At 72.8% G+C, this 21,504-nt stretch carries 19 protein-coding genes; 13 read left to right on the plus strand and 6 right to left on the minus strand.

What is annotated here, in order from left to right:
• Positions 1–4 precede the first annotated feature (4 nt).
• From BFV98_RS23675 to BFV98_RS23685, 3 genes are all read right to left on the minus strand, one after another.
• Positions 5–1,426, minus strand: coding sequence for a TldD/PmbA family protein (locus tag BFV98_RS23675; protein ID WP_071097827.1), 1,422 nt, complete (start codon positions 1,424–1,426; stop codon positions 5–7).
• A complete protein-coding gene (locus BFV98_RS23680; protein ID WP_013288447.1) occupies positions 1,423–2,859 on the minus strand; it encodes a TldD/PmbA family protein in 1,437 nt (478 codons plus the stop codon). The genes BFV98_RS23675 and BFV98_RS23680 overlap by 4 nt, the downstream gene beginning before the upstream one ends.
• A 68-nt stretch (positions 2,860–2,927) precedes the next feature.
• Positions 2,928–3,476, minus strand: a complete 549-nt coding sequence (locus BFV98_RS23685; RefSeq protein WP_071098970.1) for a Uma2 family endonuclease — start codon at positions 3,474–3,476, stop codon at positions 2,928–2,930.
• Positions 3,477–3,716: 240 nt separating this feature from the next.
• Between BFV98_RS23685 and BFV98_RS23690 the strand changes: the two genes are divergently transcribed.
• From BFV98_RS23690 to BFV98_RS23710, 5 genes are all read left to right on the plus strand, one after another.
• Positions 3,717–4,820 carry an ABC transporter ATP-binding protein gene (locus BFV98_RS23690; RefSeq protein ID WP_071097829.1) on the plus strand — a complete coding sequence of 368 codons (1,104 nt, stop codon included), beginning with the start codon at positions 3,717–3,719 and terminating at the stop codon, positions 4,818–4,820.
• The gene (locus tag BFV98_RS23695) at positions 4,817–5,839 is read left to right on the plus strand and encodes an ABC transporter ATP-binding protein (protein WP_071097831.1); all 1,023 of its coding nucleotides are present in this window, start codon (positions 4,817–4,819) and stop codon (positions 5,837–5,839) included. The genes BFV98_RS23690 and BFV98_RS23695 overlap by 4 nt, the downstream gene beginning before the upstream one ends.
• Positions 5,836–6,843, plus strand: coding sequence for an ABC transporter permease (locus BFV98_RS23700; protein WP_013288443.1), 1,008 nt, complete (start codon positions 5,836–5,838; stop codon positions 6,841–6,843). The genes BFV98_RS23695 and BFV98_RS23700 overlap by 4 nt, the downstream gene beginning before the upstream one ends.
• 11 nt (positions 6,844–6,854) lie before the next feature.
• Positions 6,855–7,841: an ABC transporter permease gene (locus tag BFV98_RS23705; RefSeq protein WP_047893218.1), complete on the plus strand. Its 987-nt coding sequence runs from the start codon at positions 6,855–6,857 to the stop codon at positions 7,839–7,841.
• Between the two features lie 108 nt (positions 7,842–7,949).
• On the plus strand, positions 7,950–9,692 hold the full coding sequence (locus BFV98_RS23710; RefSeq protein ID WP_013288441.1) for an ABC transporter substrate-binding protein: 1,743 nt from the start codon (positions 7,950–7,952) through the stop codon (positions 9,690–9,692).
• A gap of 88 nt (positions 9,693–9,780) precedes the next feature.
• Here BFV98_RS23710 and BFV98_RS23715 read toward each other — a convergent pair whose 3' ends face one another.
• The gene (locus BFV98_RS23715; RefSeq protein ID WP_030273838.1) at positions 9,781–11,925 is read right to left on the minus strand and encodes a prolyl oligopeptidase family serine peptidase; all 2,145 of its coding nucleotides are present in this window, start codon (positions 11,923–11,925) and stop codon (positions 9,781–9,783) included.
• A gap of 85 nt (positions 11,926–12,010) precedes the next feature.
• Here BFV98_RS23715 and mshB point away from each other — a divergent pair, with 85 nt between their 5' ends.
• The 3 genes from mshB to BFV98_RS23730 all read left to right on the plus strand — a co-directional run bounded on the left by mshB (position 12,011) and on the right by BFV98_RS23730 (position 13,976).
• Positions 12,011–12,934 (plus strand): N-acetyl-1-D-myo-inositol-2-amino-2-deoxy-alpha-D-glucopyranoside deacetylase, encoded by a 924-nt coding sequence (gene mshB, locus BFV98_RS23720; RefSeq protein WP_176921719.1) that lies wholly within the window; start codon positions 12,011–12,013, stop codon positions 12,932–12,934.
• Positions 12,931–13,425, plus strand: coding sequence for a hypothetical protein (locus tag BFV98_RS23725; protein ID WP_013288438.1), 495 nt, complete (start codon positions 12,931–12,933; stop codon positions 13,423–13,425). Before mshB ends, BFV98_RS23725 begins: the two co-directional genes overlap by 4 nt.
• An 86-nt stretch (positions 13,426–13,511) precedes the next feature.
• Positions 13,512–13,976: a hypothetical protein gene (locus tag BFV98_RS23730; RefSeq protein ID WP_013288437.1), complete on the plus strand. Its 465-nt coding sequence runs from the start codon at positions 13,512–13,514 to the stop codon at positions 13,974–13,976.
• 12 nt (positions 13,977–13,988) lie between these two features.
• Here the strand turns inward: BFV98_RS23730 and BFV98_RS23735 are convergent, their stop codons facing one another.
• On the minus strand, positions 13,989–14,999 hold the full coding sequence (locus BFV98_RS23735; protein ID WP_013475232.1) for a GNAT family N-acetyltransferase: 1,011 nt from the start codon (positions 14,997–14,999) through the stop codon (positions 13,989–13,991).
• A 79-nt stretch (positions 15,000–15,078) separates the two neighbouring features.
• Here BFV98_RS23735 and fdxA point away from each other — a divergent pair, with 79 nt between their 5' ends.
• From fdxA to BFV98_RS23760, 5 genes are read left to right on the plus strand one after another with little or no spacing between them, the layout of a single operon-like run.
• The gene (fdxA, locus tag BFV98_RS23740) at positions 15,079–15,405 is read left to right on the plus strand and encodes a ferredoxin (RefSeq protein WP_007464872.1); all 327 of its coding nucleotides are present in this window, start codon (positions 15,079–15,081) and stop codon (positions 15,403–15,405) included.
• Complete coding sequence (dapC, locus tag BFV98_RS23745) at positions 15,402–16,511, plus strand: succinyldiaminopimelate transaminase (RefSeq protein ID WP_013288435.1); 1,110 nt, start codon at positions 15,402–15,404, stop codon at positions 16,509–16,511. Before fdxA ends, dapC begins: the two co-directional genes overlap by 4 nt.
• Before the next feature lies 1 nt (position 16,512).
• Positions 16,513–17,529, plus strand: a complete 1,017-nt coding sequence (locus tag BFV98_RS23750) for a prephenate dehydrogenase/arogenate dehydrogenase family protein (RefSeq protein ID WP_030273844.1) — start codon at positions 16,513–16,515, stop codon at positions 17,527–17,529.
• Positions 17,530–17,534: 5 nt separating this feature from the next.
• Positions 17,535–18,179 carry an SIMPL domain-containing protein gene (locus tag BFV98_RS23755; RefSeq protein ID WP_013288433.1) on the plus strand — a complete coding sequence of 215 codons (645 nt, stop codon included), beginning with the start codon at positions 17,535–17,537 and terminating at the stop codon, positions 18,177–18,179.
• Complete coding sequence (locus tag BFV98_RS23760) at positions 18,179–18,826, plus strand: nucleoside/nucleotide kinase family protein (protein ID WP_030273846.1); 648 nt, start codon at positions 18,179–18,181, stop codon at positions 18,824–18,826. The genes BFV98_RS23755 and BFV98_RS23760 overlap by 1 nt, the downstream gene beginning before the upstream one ends.
• A gap of 47 nt (positions 18,827–18,873) precedes the next feature.
• Here BFV98_RS23760 and BFV98_RS23765 read toward each other — a convergent pair whose 3' ends face one another.
• A complete protein-coding gene (locus BFV98_RS23765) occupies positions 18,874–21,459 on the minus strand; it encodes a hypothetical protein (RefSeq protein ID WP_030273848.1) in 2,586 nt (861 codons plus the stop codon).
• Positions 21,460–21,504 lie beyond the last annotated feature (45 nt).

Below are 21,504 nucleotides of genomic sequence, written 5' to 3' on the forward strand. Positions count from 1 at the left end.
CGGGTCACCCGGACGCGCCGCCGGTGAAGTGCCACGAGGACAGCCGCAGCGCCGGTGTCTCGTACCAGGAGCCGTCGACGCGGGCAGGCTGGCGGACCGCCGTCCGGCCCAGGCCGAGCACCCGCCCCGGCCCCAGCGCCCGGGGGTACGACTCGGTGAACCGGAAGTCGCGCACCGCGCGGGTCGGCACGCCGTCCTCGACCAGCCACACCCCGTTGCGGGTCAGCCCGGTGACCACGAGCTGCTTCGGGTCCAGCACGCGGGTGTACCAGAAGTCGCTGACCAGCAGCCCGCGCCGCATCCCGGCCACCAGCGCGGCGGTGTCCGGGTCGCCCACCGCCCCGGTCACGCCCGCGCTCACCGGTCCGGCGGCGACGGCCGCGCCTGCCACGCCCGCCGTGCCCGTCAGCAGGCGGACGTTGTGCGGGATCGGGCCGAACGTCGCGCTACCCGGCATGCCGTGCCCGGTGGACCCGGCGCCCGCCTCGGCGCCGCCGCGCCTGTCGTACGCCACCGCCCCTGTGGTGCCGCCCTCGACCAGCGGCAACGCCCGCCGGGGCGTGCCCTCCAGGTCGAACGGCAGTGTGCCGGCGTGCAGCGGGTCGTCCACCACCGTCACCGCCGGGTCGAACTGAGCGGTGCCCGGTTCGGCGAAGGACTGCCGTTCGGCGTAGCGCTTGCCGTTGAAGCCGTACCAGGCCAGGTTCTGGAGCAGGTCGGCGACGGCGGCCGGTTCGAGCACCACCTCGTAGTGCCCGGGCGGCAGCTCGACCGGGTCCGCAGCGGCGCGCGCCTTGGCCGCCGCGCGGGCGCCGAGCGCCGCGCCGTCGAGATCGGCCAGCCGGTCGGCGCAGAGCCGCGCCACCCCGTCGGCGCCGCCGGCGCGCGCGATGCCGTCCATCGCCGCCTCGGCCGCCCGGCCCACAGCCGTGTGCCCGGCCGAGTTGGCGAACGCCCCCGACCGGTACGAGGTCCGGCAGTAGCCGGCCGCCTCCAGCCCCTCGACCGCGTCCACGAACGCGCGTACCCGCTCGGCCCGCTCGTCGGGCGAGGCGAACGCGGTGTCCTCGTCGACGGCCGGGCCGGACGGCACAGGCGTCGGGGCGGTGAGTCCCGGCCAGGCCGGGTCGGGCGGCGCGAGCCGGGCCGCGGCCCGGGTCCGCTCGACCAGGGCGGCCAGCCCGTCGGCGTCGCCCCGGCTGCCGCTGCCGGTAGCGGTCCGCCCGTCCACGTGCAACCGCAGGTGTACGGCGACACCGGTCTCGGACACGTTCTGGTGGACGAACGAGTTGGCGAACCGGGTCAGCGCCAGGTCGGAGCGGGTCACCAGCACCTCGGCCTCGGCGGCCGGACCGGCCGTGTGCCGGACCAGGTCCACCACCCCGGCGGCGATCTCCAGCTCGGCGTTCATGCCGCGCTCGCTCATGCCCGCACCCCCACCCGGACGCCGCGGAACCGGGCCGGCGCGGCCGGGTGGCCGGTGTGCCCGACCTGGCCGGGCTGCCCCTTCCCGCAGTTGGGCGTGCCCCAGGCGACCGTCTCCGAGGAGAGCATGTCCATCGAGCGCCAGAAGACCGGCCCGATGCCGGTGTAGGTGGGGTTGCGCAGCATCCGCCCCCGGCGGCCCTTCTTCACCTCCCAGCCGACCTCGCAGCCGAACTGGAAGTTGAGCCGCTTGTCGTCGATCGACCAGGACCGGTTGATGTCCATCAGCACCCCGTCGTCGGTGGCCGCGATGATCTCGTCGAGCGTGTGCGGGCCGGGTTCCAGGCCCACGTTCGTCATCCGCACCATCGGCAGCCGGGCCCAGCCGTCGGCCCGTACGCTGCCGCCGTAGTCAAGGCCCGCGACGGCGGCCGAGTCCCGGCCGGCGAGCACCCCGACCCACCGCCCCTCGCGGACCGCGTCCCGGGCGACCGCCGGGGAGCCCTCGTCGTCGTAGCCGAAGCTGCCCAGCGCGCCAGGGATGGTCGGGTCGATGGTCACGTTCATCAGCTCGGAGCCGTAGTGCAGCGAGCCGAGGCGGGCCAGGTCGAGCCAGGACGTGCCGGCGAACGCCGCCTCCCAGCCGAGGATGCGGTCCAGCTCGATGGCGTGCCCGACCGACTCGTGGATCTGCAACGCGAGCTGCTCACCGCCGAGGATCAGATCGGTCTCGCCGGCCGGGCAGAGCGGCGCGGTGAGCAGCTCGCGGGACTCCTCGGCGATCCGCGCGGCGTGCGCGGCCAGGTCGAGCGAGGTGACCAGCTCCCAGCCGGTGGTGCCGTACTGCCCGCGGTAGCTCGGGTAGGACCGCCGCTGGGTCTCGCCGTCACCGATCGAGGTGGCCGAGATGCCGCCGCCGCACTCCCGGATGTGCTGGTCGATCCGGTGGCCCTCGCTGGAGACGAACCACTTCGAGGTGTCCCAGATCTGGTAGAGCCCCTCGGCCAGGTCGGCGCCGTGCTCGCGCATCGTCGCCGTGGCGCGGACCAGCAGGTCGCCCTTGTCCGACAGTGGCACTCCGAGCGGGTCGACGGCGCACTCCGAGGCCCAGCTCGCCACCGCCGCCTCGGCCGGCACCAGGTCGATCGGCGGACCGGGAACCCGCGCGCTCGCGGTGGCGATCGCCGCGGCGCGCCGGCCGGCGTCGCGGGCCGCGGCGTCGGACAGATCGGGTACGGCGTGGAAGCCCCACCCCGATCCGACGAGCGCGCGTACGCCCAGCCCGATGCTCTCGTCCTGGCTCAGCTCCTCGATGTCGCCGTTGCGGGCCGACATCGACTCGTAGCGGCGGTGCATGACCCGGGCGTCGGCGTAGCGGGCGCCCGCGTCGAGAGCGGCCTGTACGGCGGCGGTCGCCGCGTCGAACTCGCTCATGCGCTGTCCTGATGGGTCGCTCGACGCTCGCTCATGCGCCCGACCCTAGGCGAGCGCACCGACATCCGTCAGGGGACGAGATCCGCCGGCCGGATCGTGGCCCGGACGGGCTCGGTCAGCTCCAGCGCGGAACCGGGCTTGGTCACCGACACCTCGCGGTAGTGCCGACCCTGCCGCCGGTGCAGGTGCAGCGTGCCGGTTTCCTGCTCCACCAGCAGGTACCACTCGATCCCCGCGGCGGCGTAGTAGTGCATCTTGAGCACCTTGTCGGTTGCCGCGTTGCCCGGTGAGATGACCTCACACACGAGCCGCACGTCCCGCGCCTCGATCACGGGCTGGTCGAAGTCGATCGGCTCGGTGACGACCAGGTCGGGAATCGGTATGCGGCCTGGCCGGAGCCGGACGTTCACCGTCTCCAGCAGTTCCAGGCCGACGTGCCGGGCCGCGGCCTCCAGCAGGTTGCCGAGGTTCCGCTGGATTCGTTGGTGCCGCGGGGTCGGTGCCGGTGTCACGTGCAGGCTCCCGTCGAAGAGTTCGACGCGTTGCCGCGTCTCGCCGAGGGCGAGGTACTCCTCTTCGGTCCACGGGCCGTCGTGGCCGAACACCGCCGCGGTCATCGTCGCCTCCACCTCGTGCCGACGGGAATCGTCCCTTCGTCGCCGGGACCATCGTCGCACCACAAGTGCGGCGACGAGGCGACGACGGCCAGTCGCGGGCGTGGATGTCCCAGGTGACGGGGGTGCGAGACGGAAACCCAGTCGTTACGCTCAGGCCGCTGACAGGCCGCTCGATGTAGCTTATTTTCGCCTCTGGGGATTTCCTGTAAGTTCTCTTCATTACCGAAGGGGAGGCGGTCAATGGGCAGGTCGGAGGCGGTGCCGTCCGGGGAGCCGGACCGCCCGGAGGTGCCGGAGCAGCGCTCCGGCGACGGGCCCTATCTCCAGGTCAGGGACCTGCGGGTGCGGTTCGACACCGAGGACGGTGTGGTGCGGGCCGTGGACGGTGTGTCGTTCGCTGTCGAGCGGGGTCGCACGCTGGGGATCGTGGGGGAGTCCGGTTCCGGTAAGAGTGTGACGTCGCTGGCGATCCTGGGTTTGCACAACGCGAAGCGGACGACCATCTCGGGGGAGATCTGGGTGGGTGGGCGTCAGCTGGTGGGGTTGGGTGAGGAGGAGGTGCGGCGGCTGCGGGGTCGGGACATGGCGATGGTTTTCCAGGATCCGTTGTCGGCGTTGCATCCGTACTACTCGGTGGGTAGGCAGATCGCTGAGGCGTACCGGGTGCATCATCCGAGGGCCGGGAAGCGGGAGGCGCGCAGCCGCGCGGTGGACATGTTGGGCCGGGTGGGGATTCCGCAGCCGGCGCGGCGGTTCGATCAGTATCCGCATGAGTTCTCGGGTGGGATGCGGCAGCGGGCGATGATCGCGATGGCGTTGGTTAATGATCCGGATCTGCTGATCGCGGATGAGCCGACGACGGCGTTGGATGTGACGGTGCAGGCGCAGATCCTGGATCTGCTTGCCGATTTGCAGGAGGAGTTTCGGTCGGCGATCGTGTTGATCACGCATGACCTGGGTGTGGTGTCGCAGGTGGCTGATGACGTGTTGGTGATGTATGCGGGTCGGGCGGTGGAGCACGGGAGTGTGGAGCGGGTGTTGCGGGCGCCGCAGCATCCGTACACGTGGGGGTTGTTGTCGAGTGTGCCGTCGTTGCACGGTGACGCTGATGCGGACCTGTTGCCGATTCCGGGTAACCCGCCCAGTCTGATCAACCTGCCGTCGGGGTGTGCGTTTCATCCGCGGTGCCGGTGGGCCGACGTGAACGGCGACCGGTCCCGCACCGAGGTGCCCGAGCTGCGGGAGGCCGGAGCGCCGGGTCACCTGGTCGCCTGCCATCTGTCGGCGGGGGATCGGGAGCGGATCTACCGCGACGAGGTAGCCCAGGTGGGGGTGGCCCGATGAGCACCGAGACCGAGCCGCTGCTGTCGGTGCGGGGGCTGACCAAGCACTTCCCCGTCCGGCAGGGCCTGCGCACCACGGGTGCGGTGCGGGCGGTGGACGGGTTGGACTTCGACGTGCGCCCGGGCGAGACCCTCGGCCTGGTGGGGGAGTCCGGGTGCGGGAAGACCACGACCGGGCGGATGCTGGTCCGGCTGTTGGAGCCCACCGCCGGGTCGATCACCTTCGCGGGGCGGGACATCACCCACGCGAAACGTGGTGAGCTGCGCGGGTTGCGGCAGGACCTGCAGATCATCTTCCAGGACCCGTACGCGTCGCTGAATCCCCGCCACACGGTCGGGCGGATCGTGGCGATGCCGTTGCAGGTCAACCGCATCACCCCACCCGGCGGCGTCAAGAAACGCGTCCAGGAACTCCTCGAACTCGTGGGCCTGAACCCGGAGCACTACAACAGGTATCCGCACGAGTTCTCCGGCGGGCAACGCCAGCGCATCGGCATCGCCCGCGCCCTCGCCCTCAAACCCAAACTCATCGTGGCCGACGAACCCGTCTCCGCCCTCGACGTGTCGATCCAGGCGCAGGTCATCAACCTGCTGCGCAGCCTGCAACAAGATCTCGACCTGGCGTTCGTGTTCATCGCCCACGACCTCGCCGTCGTGCGGCACTTCTGCCACCGCGTCGCCGTCATGTACCTCGGCAAGATCGTCGAGATCGGCGACCGCGACACCATCTACACGCGGCCACAGCACCCGTACACCCGGGCGTTGCTGTCGGCGATCCCGGACGTCACCACCCTCGGCCCCGCCGGACGGATCCGCCTCACCGGCGACGTGCCCACGCCACTCAACCCGCCGTCGGGCTGCCGCTTCCGTACCCGCTGCTGGAAAGCCACCGACCGGTGCGCCACCGAAGAACCGGCGCTCGCCACCCGGGACGACGGCCGGCAGCTCGCCGCCTGCCACTACCCGGAGAGCGGACCGGTCGGCGTGCCGACCGGCGAACCCGTGGAGGTGTCCCAATGAGCCTGTCGCCGGTCGAGGGCGTCGCGCTCGCCGAGATCGAGTCGCCCGGCGAGGGCGACGAGAGCGGTAAGAAGGAGTTCGTCGGCCGGTCACCCGGCCAGCTCGCCCTCGCGCGGCTCAAGCGGGACCGCACCGCGCTGATCAGCGGCGGCCTGCTGGCGTTCTTCGTGCTCGTCGCGCTCGCCGTACCGCTCATCGAGGCGCTGTACGGGGTAGGGCCGAAGGAGCAGTTCCAGAGCCGCCTCGACGGCTACGGCATGCCGTTGGGCTACGCCGGCGGCGTGACCGGTGAGCACTGGTTCGGCCTGGAACCCGGTCTCGGCCGGGACATCTTCATCCGGATGGTGCACGGGCTGCGGACGTCGCTGTTCATCGCGTTCGCGGCGGCCGTGCTGACCGCGGTGATCGGTGTGACGCTCGGGACGCTCGCCGGTTACCTGGGCGGCTGGCTGGACACGGTGATCAACTGGATCACCGACCTGACCCTGGCCATGCCGTTCCTGATCATCGCGCTGGCCCTGATGCCGACCGTCGCGCTGCGCTTCTACGGACAGCGCGAGGCCGTGCCGGCGTACTTCCAGATCGGTGTGCTCATCGCGATCTTCGCCCTGTTCGGCTGGACCGGTACGGCCCGGCTGGTCCGGGGTCAGATCATCGCGCTGCGCGAACGCGAGTTCGTGGAGGCGGCGCGGGCCAGCGGCGCGGGCCTCGGGCACATGCTGTTCCGCCAGTTGCTGCCGAACGCCTGGGCGCCGATCCTGGTCGCCTTCTCGCTGGCGGTGCCGCAGTACATCACCAGCGAGGCCGCGTTGTCGTTCATCGGCGTCGGCCTCACCGACGAGACGCCGAGCTTCGGCCGCATGATCTACCGCAGTCTCGACTACCTGCAGACCGACCCGGCGTACGTCTTCTTCCCGGGCATCACCATCTTCGCGCTCGTGTTCGCCTTCAACCTCTTCGGTGACGCGCTGCGCGACGCGCTCGACCCGAAGTCGTCCCGGTAGGAGGCCGGCCCATGACGCGATTCTTCATCCGCCGGCTGCTGTCCGCCGCGCTCACGCTGTTCGCGGTGAGCGTGCTCAGCTTCCTGATGTTCTTCGCGCTACCCCGCGACCCGGTCACCGGCATGTGCCCGAAGAACTGCAACCCGGAGCGACTGGAGCGGGTCCGCCAGGAGCTGGGCCTGCGTGATCCGCTGATCAGCCAGTACGCCGGCTACATGAAGGGCATCTTCACCGGCCGGGACCTGGGCAGCGCCCAGGGCGGCCGGTGCGACGCCCCCTGCCTCGGCTGGTCGTACGTGTCGAACGAGGCGGTCTCGGACACCATCGCCCGGGTGCTGCCGGTGACGCTGAGCATCGTCATCCCGGCGGCGATCCTCTGGCTGCTGCTCGGCGTCGGCCTGGGCATGCTCTCGGCGCTGCGCCGGGGCAGCTGGCTGGACCGGGCGGCGATCGGCTTCTCCCTCACCGGCGCCTCGTTGCAGCTCTACTTCGTCGGCGCGGTGCTGCTCATCGTCTTCGTCTACAACCTGCGCCTGCTGCCGGTGCCGAGCTACACCTCGTTGTTCGACAATCCGTTGAAGTGGACGAGCGGGCTGGTGCTGGCGTGGGTGGCGCTGGCGTTCCTCTTCTCCGCGATCTACGCGCGACTGTCCCGGGCGCAGATGCTGGAGACACTCTCGGAGGACTTCGTCCGGACCGCGCGGGCGAAGGGCCTGGCCAAACGCAAGGTGTACGGCCGGCACGCGCTGCGCGCCGCGATCACACCGGTGGTGACGATCGCCGGTCTGGACGTGGGCGGGGCGCTGGGCGGCACGGTGATCACCGAGACGACATTCGGTCTGAACGGGATGGGGCGTACCGCTGTGGACGCGGTCCGCTCGGGCGACCTGCCGACGATCATGGCGACCGTGCTGATCGCGGCGGTCTTCGTGGTGCTGGCGAACGTGGTGGTGGACCTGCTCTACGCGGTGATCGACCCGCGGGTACGGCTCGGCTGAACCGCGACGAAATTTATCGACAACTGTTATCCAACTCGTAGCTTTTCTTCTTTACGATCCTCGGGACGTCGGCGGATGCGCTCGGCGCACGGGTGGAGGAGGTAGGACATGCGACCACGCGCAGCGGCCGCCGCTGGCGGCGCCATCGCACTGGTTGTGGCACTCGGTGCCTGCTCGGAGAACACGGGCGAAGGCACCAAGGTGGACGGCAACCGGCAGCAGACCGGGGTCATCGCGACCGATCCCAAGGACTCGCAGGGACCGGCCGCCGAGATCGACGGCGCGGCCAAGGGCGGGACGTTCACCATCATCCGGGAGACCCCCATCTCCCACCTGGACCCGCAGCGGACGTACTCGTTCGCCGGTCTGATGGCCAACCCGCTCTTCGCCCGCTACCTGACCACCTGGAAGGACGACGGCAAGGGTGGCCTGGTCCTCGTGGGTGACCTGGCCGAGACGCCGGGCAAGAACGTCAACAACGACTGCAAGGTCTGGGAATTCACCATCAAGGACGGGGTGAAGTTCGAGGACGGCAGCCCGATCACCTCGAAGGAGATCGCGTACGGCATCGCCCGCTCCTTCGACCCGGACCTCACCGGCGGCCCCACCTACATCCAGGAGTGGCTGGCCGACACCGCGCAGTACGACACCAAGTGGGACTTCAAGAAGAACAAGACGTCGCTGCCGCCGGGCCTGACCACGCCGGACGACAAGACGCTGCGCTTCGAGTTCGCCAAGCCGCGCTGCGACCTGCCGTTCGCGGTCTCGCTGCCCACCACGGCGCCGCTCAAGCCGGAGAAGGACACCGGGGTCAACCTGGACCAGAAGCCGTTCTCGTCCGGCCCGTACAAGATCGCGAAGAACCAGGTCGGGGTCCAGCTCACGCTCGACCGCAACCCGAACTGGGACGCGAAGACCGACCCGGTGCGGCACCAGTACCCGGACCAGTTCGTGTGGAGCTTCGGGCCGACCGCCGACGCCGCCAACAACCGGGTGATCGCGGACAACGGCGCCGACCAGAGCGCGCTGGCGTTCAACTCGGTGCCTGCCTCGCTCGTGGCCAAGGTCGCCGGTGACCCGGCGCTGAAGTCCCGGACGCTGCTGTCCCCGACCCCGAGCGCCAACCAGCTCGTGATCAACACCCAGCGGGTCAAGGACCTGAAGATCCGCCAGGCGCTCAACTACGCGATCGACCGCGAGGGACTGGTCAAGGCGCTCGGCGGCCAGACCGTCGCGCAGCCGATCACCACGCTGATGCCGCCGTCGACCATCGGCTACAAGGCGTACGACGCGTACCCGGCCGGCGCCAACGGCAACGTGGAGAAGGCCAAGGAACTGCTCGGCGGCCAGACGCCCGAGCTGGTCCTCGGCGTCGCCGACAACACGACCGAGCAGGCGGAGGCGGTCCAGCTCAAGGGCAACCTGGAGCGCGCCGGCTTCAAGATCACCGTCCGGAACATCCCGGACGACGCGAAGCTGGACGAGGTCAAGAAGAAGAACAACCCCTGGGACCTGTACATCGGTAACTGGGCGGCGGACTGGCCGAGCGGCGCGTCGATCCTGCCGGTGCTCTACGACGGCCGGACCATCAAGGCCGAGGGCAACAGCAACCAGTCGTACTTCAACGACGACGCGATCAACGCCGAGATGGACCGGATCCTGGCGCTGCCGCCGTCCGAGCAGGGCCCGGAGTGGGGCAAGCTCGACGAGCGGATCATGAAGGAGCACGCTCCTGTGGTGCCGCTCTACGTGGACGTGGCGTACAACGTGCACGGCTCCAAGGCGGGCGGGGTGTTCATCTCCTCCGTGTTCGGCTACCCGAACTTCGTCAACGCGTACGTCAAGCAGTAGCCCGTAGGTGAAGGAAGGGCCCCTTGTTAACGCCTCGCGTTAACAAGGGGCCCTTCCTCTACCGCAGGCGTTAAAAGGGGGCCCTTCCTTACAAGTAGCGGCGGAGGAAGTCGAGCTCCAGCCGGAGCAGGCGCTCGGACACGCCGCCGGCGGCCAGGTGGCTCGCGCCGGTCAGCGGCAATACCGCGTGCGGGCGGCCCGTCGCCAGCAGCGCCGCGGACAGCCGCAGCGTGTGCGCGGCCAGCACGTTGTCGTCGGCCAGGCCGTGCACCAGCAGCATCGGCCGGGCCTGCGCCGGATCGCCGAGCGGCTCTGCGGCCAGCTCGACCAGCGAGTGGTGGGCGTACACGTCCATCCCGTCGTCCGGCATGCCCAGGTAGCGCTCGCTGTACGCCGTGTCGTACAGCGCCCAGTCGGTGACCGGCGCGCCGACGATCGCGCACTTGAACAACTCCGGGTGCCGCAGCACCGCGAGCCCGGCCAGCCAGCCGCCGAACGACCAGCCGCGCACCGCCACCCGTCCCAGGTCCAGATCCGGGTGCTTGTCGGCGAGCGCGGTGAGCGCGTCCACCTGGTCGGTGAGGATCACGTCGGCGACCCGCCTGTGGATCGCCTTCTCGAACGACGGCGCGATGCCCGGCGTACCCCGGTTGTCGATGGTGACCACCGCGAAACCCTGCTCGGCCCACCACTGCCGTTCCAGCCAGACGCTGCGGGCCGCGACCACCTCCTGGTGGCCGGGGCCGCCGTACACGTCCAGCAGCACCGGCAGCCGGGTGCCCTTGACGTGCTCGGCCGGGTAGAGCACCGCGCTGGGCAGCCGCCGGTCGGTCACCCGGACCATCGTCGGCCGCGGCGCGTACGAGCAGGTGGCGGCGAACGAGCGCAGTTCACCGACCTCGCGGTCGCCGTGCCACACCCGCCAGCGGACGCCGGCGTGCTCCAGCGAGGCGATGCCCACCGCCAGCGTCGACCCGCCGATCGAGGCGGTGTGCCAGCCCGGGTCGCTGCCCATCCGGCGGGCGTCCATGCCGCCGCCGATCGTGGTGCGCACCCGGTAGAGGTGACGCTGGCTCGGTTCGCCCTCGCTCGCCTCCACCAGCAGGTCGGCCGCCGCGTTCGGGCCGTTCGGCAGCCGCCCGACCACCCGCCGCACGTACAGCGACGGCGGGGTGAGCAGCGTGCCGTCGGCGAACAGGCAACGCGCGTCGTACCCGTCGTGGGCCAGCTCGCCGCCGACCAGGACCCGCCCGTCGGGCAGGTGCGCCGGGGTGCCGGGGATCGGCTCCACCCAGCGCGGGTCGGCCAGCTCGGCGTGCACCTGCGTCTCCCCGGTGCGCGGGTCCACCGCGAGCACCAGGCCGTGCTGCTGCGAGCGGCGCAGCACGGTGATCAGCGGCCCGCCCTCGGTCCAGTCCACCGAACTCAGGTACGGATAGGTCTCGCGGTCCCAGTGCACGTCGACCCAGCCGCCGTCGAGGTCGAGCAGGTGCAGGCTCACCTCCGCGTTCGGCCCACCCGCCACGGGGTACGCGAGCGACGTCGGCGGGCTCGCCGGGTCGGCCGGGTCGTGCAGGTACCAGCGTTCCAGGCGTGATTCGTCGACCCGGGCGGCCAGCACGCTGCGCCCGTCCGGCGCCCACCAGTAGCCCCGGTAGCGGTGGAACTCCTCGGCCGCGATGTGCTCGGCCAGACCCCAGGTGACGCCGCTGTCCTCACCGGCGAGCAGGTTGTCCGTACCGTCCGGCTCCACCACCCGCAACTGACCCCGGCGCACCCCGTCGGCGGCGTCGGTGACGTACGCCAGCCGCTCACCGGCCGGGTCGGGCCGCGGGTCGATCACCGGCCCGATCGCTGCCACCTCGATCACGTCGCCGTGCACCAGGTCGGCCCGGAACAGCCGCCCGGCCAGCGCGAACGCGGCGACCCGGCCGGCCGAGTCCAGCGCGTACGAGCCGATGCCGCCGGAGCTGAGCCGCAACCGCTCGCGCAGCGCCCGTTCCCCGGGAGCGAGGCGGGCCGGCTCGGCGTCCGTGCCCAGCAGCACCGCCGGGTCCGCGACCAGTCGTTCCTCGCCGCTGTCGACGTCGAGCAGCCAGAGCGCGTCGGCCGGGTCCTCCGGTCCCGCGGAACGCAGGAAGATCACCCGGGCGCCGTCGCCCGCGACGGTGACGGCACGCGGCGCCCCGTGGCTGAACCGACGGGTACGGGCGGCCAGCTCGGGAAAGTCCACGCCTGCAGAGTAGGCGGGCGCCGGAGGTGATGTGGCCGACCTGGGCGGACGCATCACCGTCGAGCGGGCAGGACCGCCGGTTAGAGTGACGGGCGTGACGACCCTGCCCGACCGACGCCTTCTGCTGGTCCACGCGCATCCCGACGACGAGTCGATCGGCACCGGCGCGACGATGGCGCACTACGCCGCCACCGGCGCCCACGTCACGCTCGTGACCTGCACGCTGGGCGAGGAGGGCGAGATCCACGTCCCGGCCCTGGCGCAGCTCTGCGCGGCCGAGGCGGACCAGCTCGGCGGCTACCGGATCGGCGAGCTGGCGGCCGCCTGCGCCGTGCTCGGCGTGACCGACCACCGGTTCCTCGGCGGTGCGGGCCGTTACCGTGACTCCGGCATGATGGGCCTGGCCACCAACGAGCACCCCCGGGCGTTCTGGCAGGCCGACCTGGACACCGCCGCCGGGTACCTGGTGGAGGTCATCCGCGAGGTCCGTCCCCAGGTTCTCGTCACGTACGACCCGGACGGCTTCTACGGCCACCCCGACCACATCCAGGCGCACCGGGTGGCGATGCGGGCGGTGGAGCTGGCCGCGGCCGAGGGGATCGCCCCGGCGAAGGTCTACTGGACGGCGATGCCGCGCAGCGTGCTCGACGCGGGCCTGGAGACGTTCACCGAGTCGTCGGACAATCCGTTCGCCGGCATCGAGAGCGCCGACGAGCTGCCGTTCGGCACGCCGGACGCGGAGATCGCCGCCCGGATCGACGGCACCGACCAGCACGCCGCCAAGGAGGCGGCGATGCGCGCCCACGCCACCCAGATCCCGGCGAACTCCTGGCTCTACTCGATCGCCGGCAACTTCGGCGGCGAGTTCATGGGCGTCGAGTACTTCACGCTCGCGGTCGGCGAGAAGGGGCCGGGCGCCGGCCCGTACGGCTGGGAGGACGACCTCTTCGCCGGCATCGCCCTGGACGGTACGCAGCGGTCCCCGGTCGCGGCGGCCGGTCTCCGGTGACGCTGCCGGCCGTACCCGTGTCGACCCTTCCCGAGCAGCCGCCGACGGCCGCCACGCCGAGCCCGGCGGAGCGGGTGCTCGACCGCGCGCTGCGGGTGGCCGGCGGCGTCGTGACGGTCTGGGCCGGCGTCCTGCTGGCGCTGCTCGACCTGATCTTCGCGACCTGGGCCTGGGAGACCGTGCAGGGCCGCTCCGGCGGGCTGCGGGCGCTTCTCGGTGTCGGCCTGGTGGCGGCCGGCGTCGTCGCGGTGGTGGCGACGACTGTGCTGCTGGGCCGGTTCGCCCACCGGTCGACGGGTACGCGCTGGGCGGTGGCGCTCGGCGCGCTGCCGTGGTTCCTGGTGATCGTGGTGGGTGGGTTCCGGACCGTCGAGGGCGATCTGGCGCTCGCCGGTGACAACGTGCTCGGCCTCGCGTTGATCGTGGCCGGCGCGGTCACGTTCGCGGTGCTGGGCTTCCGGCACCTGGTGACGCCGCCCGACGCACGGTGAGGTGCTGACGCCGCACAGCTCGCGGTGGTAGACATTCCTGCCAGGAGGCCCGCCGAGGGAGCGGGCGGTACGGCGGGAGGCGTGCGATGGGTCAGCGGTGGCGTGCGGTAGGCGTGCTGGCGGCCGCGTTGTTCGGGGTGAACGTGGTGGCCCGGCTGGTCATCAAACTCGCGTTCCCGGACGACGACACCGCCTCCGGCCGCGTCTCGCTCGCCATGTTCCTGGTCATCGGCCTGATCCTGGCGGGCACCGCGTTCCGGTGGGGCGCCGACCGGCCGCTGGGCCGCTGGGCCGGCGACCTGGCCGCCGCGGTCGCGGTCGCGCTGGCGCTCACCGTGTTCGTCGGTCCGCTGCTGGTCGGGGAGAACCCGTTCGGCGGCGGCGCGGGCCTGTTCTTCGCCCAGATCTGGCTCTATCTCGCGGCCACCGCGGCGGGCGTGCTGGTCGGCTACCTGATCCTGACCGCGCTGGGCCGGGACTACCGGTCCCGCCAGCTCAAGCGGTACGCCGAGATGAAGCGCACCCGGCCCCGCAGGATCGTCCGGCGCTGACCGGAGCGCCGCTCAGGCCGCCGGGGCGACCCGGGTCAGGTAGGTGTGGTGGGTGGTGAAGCCGAGCCCGCGGTAGAGCGCCACAGCGGCGCTGTTGCTCTGTTCGACCTGGAGGAACGCGTGGGTGGCGCCCTCGGCGGCGCCCCAGCCGGCCAGGGCGCGTACGACAGTGGCGGCGAGCCCTCGACGGCGTGCCTCCGGCACCGTCTCGAGCAGGCTGACGCCGAGCCAGCGGCCTGCGCCGGTCACCGTGCCCCGCCCGACCGCGAGCAGCCGGCCGTCCTCGCGCAGTTCGGCGAAGCGGACCCGGGGCGTCCCGGTGAGCACCTGCCGGGCGGCGTCCGGCAGCCCGCCCTTGCGGCCTGCGGCGATCACCAGCCAGTCGTCGGCGGGCGCGTCCGTCAGCGTCACCGGCGGCACATCGGCGGGGGCGTCGGCGGGGGCGTCGGTCGGCAGCGGGGTGGAGGTCGGCAGCGGAACAGCGGGCGGCACGGTCAGGGTGCGCAGCGGGACGGTCTGGACCAGCACCGGGGGCCGGGACGTCCAGCCGCGTGCGTCCAGCTCCGCGCCGACCGGGGCGGCCAGCGGCAGCGGGGTGTTCACCAGGGCGGACCCGCCGCGCTCGGCGTACCAGCGCTGCACCGCGTCCAGCGCGGCGGGCAGCGGGCGGTCCGGGTCGCCGACGGGTAGCGCGCTGTTCGCCCGCCCGGTCCAGCCGTCGGCCCAGCGCAGCCGCCAGTCGCCGAGCCGTCCGCGTACCGGTGCGGGCCAGGCCTCGTCGGCGGCCAGCTCCAGCGCGACCACGGCGGCGGCGGTGGGCCGCCGGGCCGGTGGCACCCGCTTTGCCCGGTGCACCTCGGCCACCGGTACGCGCAGCGGCCCGGCGTCGGTGGACAGAGTGATGTGGGTCTCGCTCAGCTCCACGAGCTCGCCGAGCGCGTCGGAGAACAGCGTGCGGCCCTCGCGAATCCCCACAATCCGGCGGACCACGATCCGGTGTCCCACGTCCTGCTGTCGGAGCACGATCGACCCCCTCCCCGGCGAGATACTAGGCTCTTACCGTTGCGGTTGATCGCGACGAGTCTTGCGGAGGAGAAGACCGGTGACCTACATCATCGCCGAGCCGTGCGTGGATGTGCTCGACAAGGCATGCATCGAGGAGTGCCCGGTCGACTGCATCTACGAGGGCAACCGGATGCTCTACATCCACCCCGACGAGTGCGTCGACTGTGGTGCCTGTGAGCCGGTCTGCCCGGTGGAAGCGATCTTCTACGAGGACGACGTCCCGGAGCAGTGGAAGGACTACACCGGGGCCAACTACGAGTTCTTCGAGGACCTGGGCTCGCCCGGTGGCGCCTCGAAGATCGGCAAGGTGGAGAAGGACGCCACCTTCGTCGCCGCGCAGCCGCCGCGCGGCGAGGGCCACTGAACCGGCGCACGCCGGTCTCGGCACGGCTGCCCGACTTCACCTGGGACACCCTGGACGCCGCGGCCGCCACGGCCGCGGCGCACCCGGACGGTCTCATCAACCTGTCGATGGGCACGCCGGTCGACCCGGTGCCAGACCTGATCCGGCAGGCCCTGGCCGACGCGTCCAACGCACCGGGCTACCCGCTGACCGCCGGTACGCCCGCCCTGCGGAACGCGATCGCGGGCTGGGTCGCGCGGGCCTGCGGCGCGGGCGTCGACGGCCTGGGTGTGCTGCCGACGATCGGCTCCAAGGAGCTGGTGGCCGGGCTGCCCACCCTGCTCGGGCTCGGCCCCGGTGACGTGGTCGTGGTGCCGTCGGTGGCCTACCCGACCTACGAGGACGGGGCCCGGCTGGCTGGCGCGACGACTGTACGCACCGACTCGCTGACCGCGCTGGGCCCGGATCCCCGGGTCCGCCTGGTCTGGGTCAACTCGCCGGGCAACCCGACCGGCCGCGTGCTGCCCGCCGCCCACCTGCGCAAGGTGGTCGAGTGGGCGCGTGAGCGCGGTGCGGTGGTCGCCAGCGACGAGTGCTACCTGCCGCTGGGCTGGGACGCCGAGCCCGTCTCGGTGCTCTCGCCCGAGGTGTGCGGTGGCTCGTACGACAGTGTGCTGGCGGTGCACTCGCTGTCCAAGCGCTCCAACCTGGCCGGCTACCGGGCCGGGTTCGTCGCGGGCGATCCGGCGCTGGTGGCCGAGCTGCTCAAGATCCGTAAGCACGCGGGCCTGATCGTGCCCGCCCCGGTGCAGGCCGCCATGGTGGCCGCGCTCGGCGACCAGGAGCACGCCGACGCCCAGCGCGAGCGCTACCGCGTCCGGCGGGAGAAGCTGCGCGAGGCGTTCACCGCCGCGGGTTTCACAGTCGAGCACTCGGAGGCCGGGCTCTACCTCTGGCTCACCCGGGACGAGGACTGCTGGGAGACCGTGGACCGGCTGGCCCGCCGGGGCATCCTGGTGGCCGCCGGTGTCTTCTACGGCCCGGCCGGCGCCCGGCACGTCCGGGTGGCCCTCACCGAGTCCGACGAGCACGTGGACGCGGTGGCCGGGCGGCTCGCCGGGGCCTGACGTGGCGGGCGGGCTGGCGCGGGCAGCGGTGGTCGGCACCGGGCTGATCGGCGGTTCGGTGCTGCTGCGGCTGCGCGACGCCGGGCTCGACGTCGCCGGCTGGGATCCCGATCCGGCGGCCCGCCGGCAGGTACGCGACCGGGGCGTCGACGTGCCCGACACGGTCGAGGAGGCGGTCACCGGCCGGGACGTGGTGTTCCTCTGCGGCCCGCTGCCCACGCTGCCGGCGACACTGGCCCGGGTCGCCGCCGTGACCGACGACGACTGCGTGCTCACCGACGTGGGCAGCGTCAAGGCCGAGGTGAGCACCGCCGCCACCGTTCAGGGGCTCGGGCACCGCTTCGTGCCGGGCCATCCGATGGCCGGCGCGGACCGGGCCGGCGCGGCCGCGGCCGGCCCGGACCTGCTCGACGGCGCCGCCTGGGTGCTCTGCCCGGGGCCGACCGGCCTGGGCGCGTTCCGGCGGCTGGCAGTGCTGCTGGTGGACGTCTTCCACGCCCGGGTGGTGCCCATGTCCGCCCCGGAGCACGACGGCGCCGCCGCGCTCGCCTCGCACGTACCGCACGTGCTGGCGGGCGCGCTGGCCGGCACCGTGCACCGGTCGGCGTTGCGGGACGCGGTGCTGACGCTCGCCGCCGGCAGCTTCTCCGACGGCACCCGGGTCGCCGGCGGGCCACCTGAGCGGACCGCGAACATGCTGCTCGGCAACCGGGACCGCGTGCTCGCCGAGCTGGACGCGCTCGGCGCGTTCCTGAACGAGCTGACCGAGGCGCTGCGCGACGGCGACGCCGGTGCGCTGGCCGACCGGTTCGCCGAGGGGCGGGACGTCCGCTCCACGCTGCGGGCACGCGTGTTCAGCGCGCACCGGCGGGAGTTCCCGGCGGTTGCCGACCACGCGGGCGAGCTGGCGTACCTGCGGGAGCTGGGCGCGGCGGGCGGCCACCTGAGCGAGGTGCGGGAGGCGGCCGGCGCGGTCACCTACATGGGGCACCTGCCGGCCACCCCGCCGTTAGGCTGAGCGGCATGGCTGACGCACCGGTCGTGGCGGTACGCGGTGAGGCGTATCGGGAGGTGGCTCCCGAGCTGGCCCGGTTCACCGTGACAGCGGTGGCGCGGGACCGGGACCGGGAGACCACACTGACCCGGCTGGCCGAACGGGCCGCCGCGGTGCGCGCGTTGCTCGACGCGGCCGGGCCCGTGGTGGAGCGCCGGGAGACCGGCCAGGTCCACGTCTGGCCGGTGACGAAGCGCGCCGGCGAGCGGGTGGTGGCCTACCAGGGCAGCGTGAGCACCACAGTGACGACCACCGACTTCACCGCGCTCGGTGACCTGATGCTCCGCCTGGCCGACCAGGAGCAGGTCGAGGTGGCCGGGCCGGTGTGGTCGCTGCGTCCGGACAGCCCGGCCTACCGGGAGGCGCGGCAGGCCGCGATCGCCGACGCGCTGGTCCGGGCCCGGGAGTACGCCGAGGCGCTCGGCGCCCAGGTGATCGCGTTGCGCGAGCTGTCCGACACCGGGATGAGCGCCGGGCCGCCGATGATGATGGTCGGGGCGGCGTACTCGCGCTCCGGCGAGCCGGAGCGCGAGCTGGAGCTGGACCCGGCGCCGCAGCCGGTGCAGGCGGCGGTCGAGGCGCGGTTCACCATCAGCGAGCCGGTGCTGGGCTGATGCCACAGGCGGAGGTGCTCGGGCTCGACGAACTCGTCGCCCGGGCGCGCGCGCTGGCCGAGGACGGCCCGCGTCAGCTGCTCGGCATCGCGGGCGCGCCCGGCGCGGGCAAGTCCACGCTGGCGGAACGGATCGTGGCCGCGCTCGGCCCGGTCGCCCGGCTGGTCCCGATGGACGGCTTCCACCTGGCCGGGTCGGCGCTGGCGCGGCTCGGCCGGGCCGACCGCAAGGGCGCGCCGGACACGTTCGACGTCAACGGCTTCGTCTCCACGCTACGCCGGTTGCGCCGGGTGGAACCGACGTCGGTGTGGGCGCCGGAGTTCCGCCGCGACCTGGAGGAACCGGTCGCCGGGGCGATCGAGGTGCCGCCCGAGGTGCGCCTGGTGGTCACCGAGGGCAACTACCTGCTGCTGCGGGACGACCCGTGGGAGGAGGTGCGCACGCTCGTACACCAGATCTGGTTCCTGGACCTGGACGCGGAGCTGCGGCTGCGCCGGCTCACCGCGCGCCACGAGGCGTACGGGAAGTCGCCGGAGCAGGCCCGCGCGTGGGCTCTGGGCAGCGACGAGGAGAACGCCCGGCGGGTCGCGGGCACGGCCGGGCACGCCGACCTGGTGGTACGCCTGGCCGACCCGCCGCAGGCGTGACGCCGGGCCGGGGCGCCGGTCCGTCGCGGGCGGGAGGCCGGGCGAGGTCAGCCGGTCCGCTGCCGGGGTGACGGCACGGTGCGGCGCAGCAGCCTGGACACCACCGCCCGCTCGCGGGTGAACTCCACCGCCTCCGGGTAGCCGCTGTGGCTGCGGATGGGCGGGTCGGCCACCTCGCCGCCGGACGGGTGCAGCGCCTCCGGGTCGGCCACCGGCACGTCCCGCTGACCGGCGCTGACCTGCCAGCCCAGCGGGTCGGTGTCCCGCCAGAAGTTCGTCCAGGCCACGTGCCCGCCGGGCCAGGTGAGCGCGCCGGCCAGCGCCCGCAGCCGTTCCGGCCCGAAGTAGGACGGGAAGACCCGTCCGTAGAGCCGGGTGAGCTGGCAGCCGTAGGAGAAGAACCAGGTCCGTCGCCGCCACCGGCGGGGCAGTTGCAGCAGTACCGCGGCGCAGATGACGGTGCCCTGGCTGTGCCCGGAGAGGATGACGCCGTCCATCCGGTCGCCGTGGTGCGGCGGCAGCGCCAGCAGCCCCGCGACCCGGGTCTGGAGTTCCGGTACGGCGCGTTCGGCGTAGCTGGGCGGCGCGAGCGGATGCGCGGCCCGGGGCCAGAACGTGCACACGTCCCAGATCACGCCGACCGAGCGGCGTACCGAGTCGGTGCGGTAGACGAGCAGCCCGAGCGCCGCCATCACCACCGGCAGCCAGCCGAGGAGCGTGTCGCCGCGCTCGGCGGTCCAGTGGATGGCGGTCTGCCAGCCGGACGGGGACAGCGGGCTGGGCCGTTCGCCGGACAGCGCGGCGGCGCAGCAGAGGGTGACAAGGATCGCGCAGAACGCGGCGTAGCAGCCCACGAGCCGCACGGCGTGCTCGCCGACCAGCCGGTGCAGTGCCCGGTAGGTGCTGACGTCGCGGCAGCGCCGCAGGTCGTGCGCGGACAGGCCGGGCGTGGCGGCCAGCCCGGCGTACTCGACCCGGCGCAGCCGGTGCAGCAGGACGACGGCCCGGATCAGCAGCGCGATCAGCGCGGCCAGGCCGATCGCGCAGGCCAGCCCGGCCCAGAAGACGGCCAGTGGCGGCACGACCCGGCTCGGGCCGCTCGGCTCGGCCGACGCGTCGAGCCGGTCGCTGACCCAGTAGAGCAGCCCGGCGCAGTACGCCACCGCCATCATCCAGCCGAACCCGGCGATGACCGCCGGGGCGCAGCCGTGCCAGGCGAGATCGGTGTACGCGCCGAGCGGCTGGGTCGGCACCGCCGGCCGCAGACGGGGCAGGAACAGTCCGGCGGTGGCCAGCGCGACGGCCGGGCCGACCAGCATCCAGGTGTGCAGTTCGTCCGGTGCGGCGGGCAGCACGGGCAGGCCGCGTTCGATCCATGTCGCGCCGAGCGGCAGCAGCAGCATCCCGGTGGCGGGTCCGATCAGCGCCCGGCGGCCGGAGCGGTTCGCCGCGGCGATGGCGAGCAGCAACAGCACCTGGTACGCGACGAGCCAGGCGATCGCGGTGTCGTACCCGGGCAGTGACCGGTCGGCGCGACAGCCGGCGGTGTCCGGTTGCGCCGCGCACCCGTCCGGCGGCCGGTACGCCGACAGCGGCTGCCCGGCCGCCCCGTCGGGGAGCAGCAGCAGGACGAACGCCCCGACCAGTCCGAGCGCGGTGAGCGTCGCGACCGCCGCGCTCCACCGGCCGAGCGGGGTGGCGCCCTGCCGTCGGCTCAGCCAGGGCCGGGCGACCGCTACCACGGCGATCACCACCACGGCGGCGAGCAGCGCCACGGTGGGCCAGGCGACGGCGGCCCGTACGCCGCGCGGCGGATCCATGATCAGCACCGCGGCGACCGGTACGGCTGCGGCGCTGACGGCGCCGGTGCACAGGTGCAGCACGGCGGCCCGGCGCAGTTGCCCTTCCCCGTTCCAGAACGTCGGGTCCTGGAGCGGGTTCTGCGGGGGCTCGCGCGGGTTCGGTCGTTCGACCGGCTCACCATTCTCCCGGGCCGGCGCGTGGTGGTGCGGGTCGGCGGGCATCTGCGCCTCGTACTGGTAGGTGCGGAAGGCGACGAGCCCGATCGCGGCCAGCACGAGCAGCGGCAGCAGCAGCCCCAGCGCGAGCGCCCGGGTGCCCTCGCGCCACCAGGAGTCGCCGAGGAACTCCCACGGGCCGGGGAGCCGGCCGAGGCAGGCCGCGTCCACGCACTGCCAGCCGACCAGGTCCACTCCGACACCGGTCACTGTGACGACGAGCGTGCAGGTCAGGCTCAGGCAGAACAGGCGGATCAACCAGGCGGTGATGCCGGACCGGCTGGCCCAGCGTTCCTGGTCCGGGTCGGGCGGGATGCCGGCGCGGGCGTGCAGCGCGACGTTCGCCAGCGCGAAAGGGAGCATCAGCGTCCACAGCGCCCGTTCCACGTCCCGCCGGGTCCGCGCGCCGGAGGTCAACTGCCCCCAGCTGTACGCCTCGACCGTGATCGGGTCGTCCCGGCCGGCGGTGCTGGACCGGTAGAAGCCGGTGGTCTGACCGCCGGCGACCAGTGTTGGTTGCGCACCGTCACCGTTGACACCGGCGGTCAGGCCGAGCAGCTGATCCGGCGGGGTGTTGGAGACCCCATGCACCCGCAGTTCGAGGACCCGTTCCATTGTGCCTCCCGGTAAACGCACTACTACCCAGAGTGCGTGACCGGG

The sequence above is a fragment of the Micromonospora sp. WMMB235 genome, from assembly GCF_001855515.1.
Taxonomy (GTDB): domain Bacteria; phylum Actinomycetota; class Actinomycetes; order Mycobacteriales; family Micromonosporaceae; genus Micromonospora; species Micromonospora aurantiaca.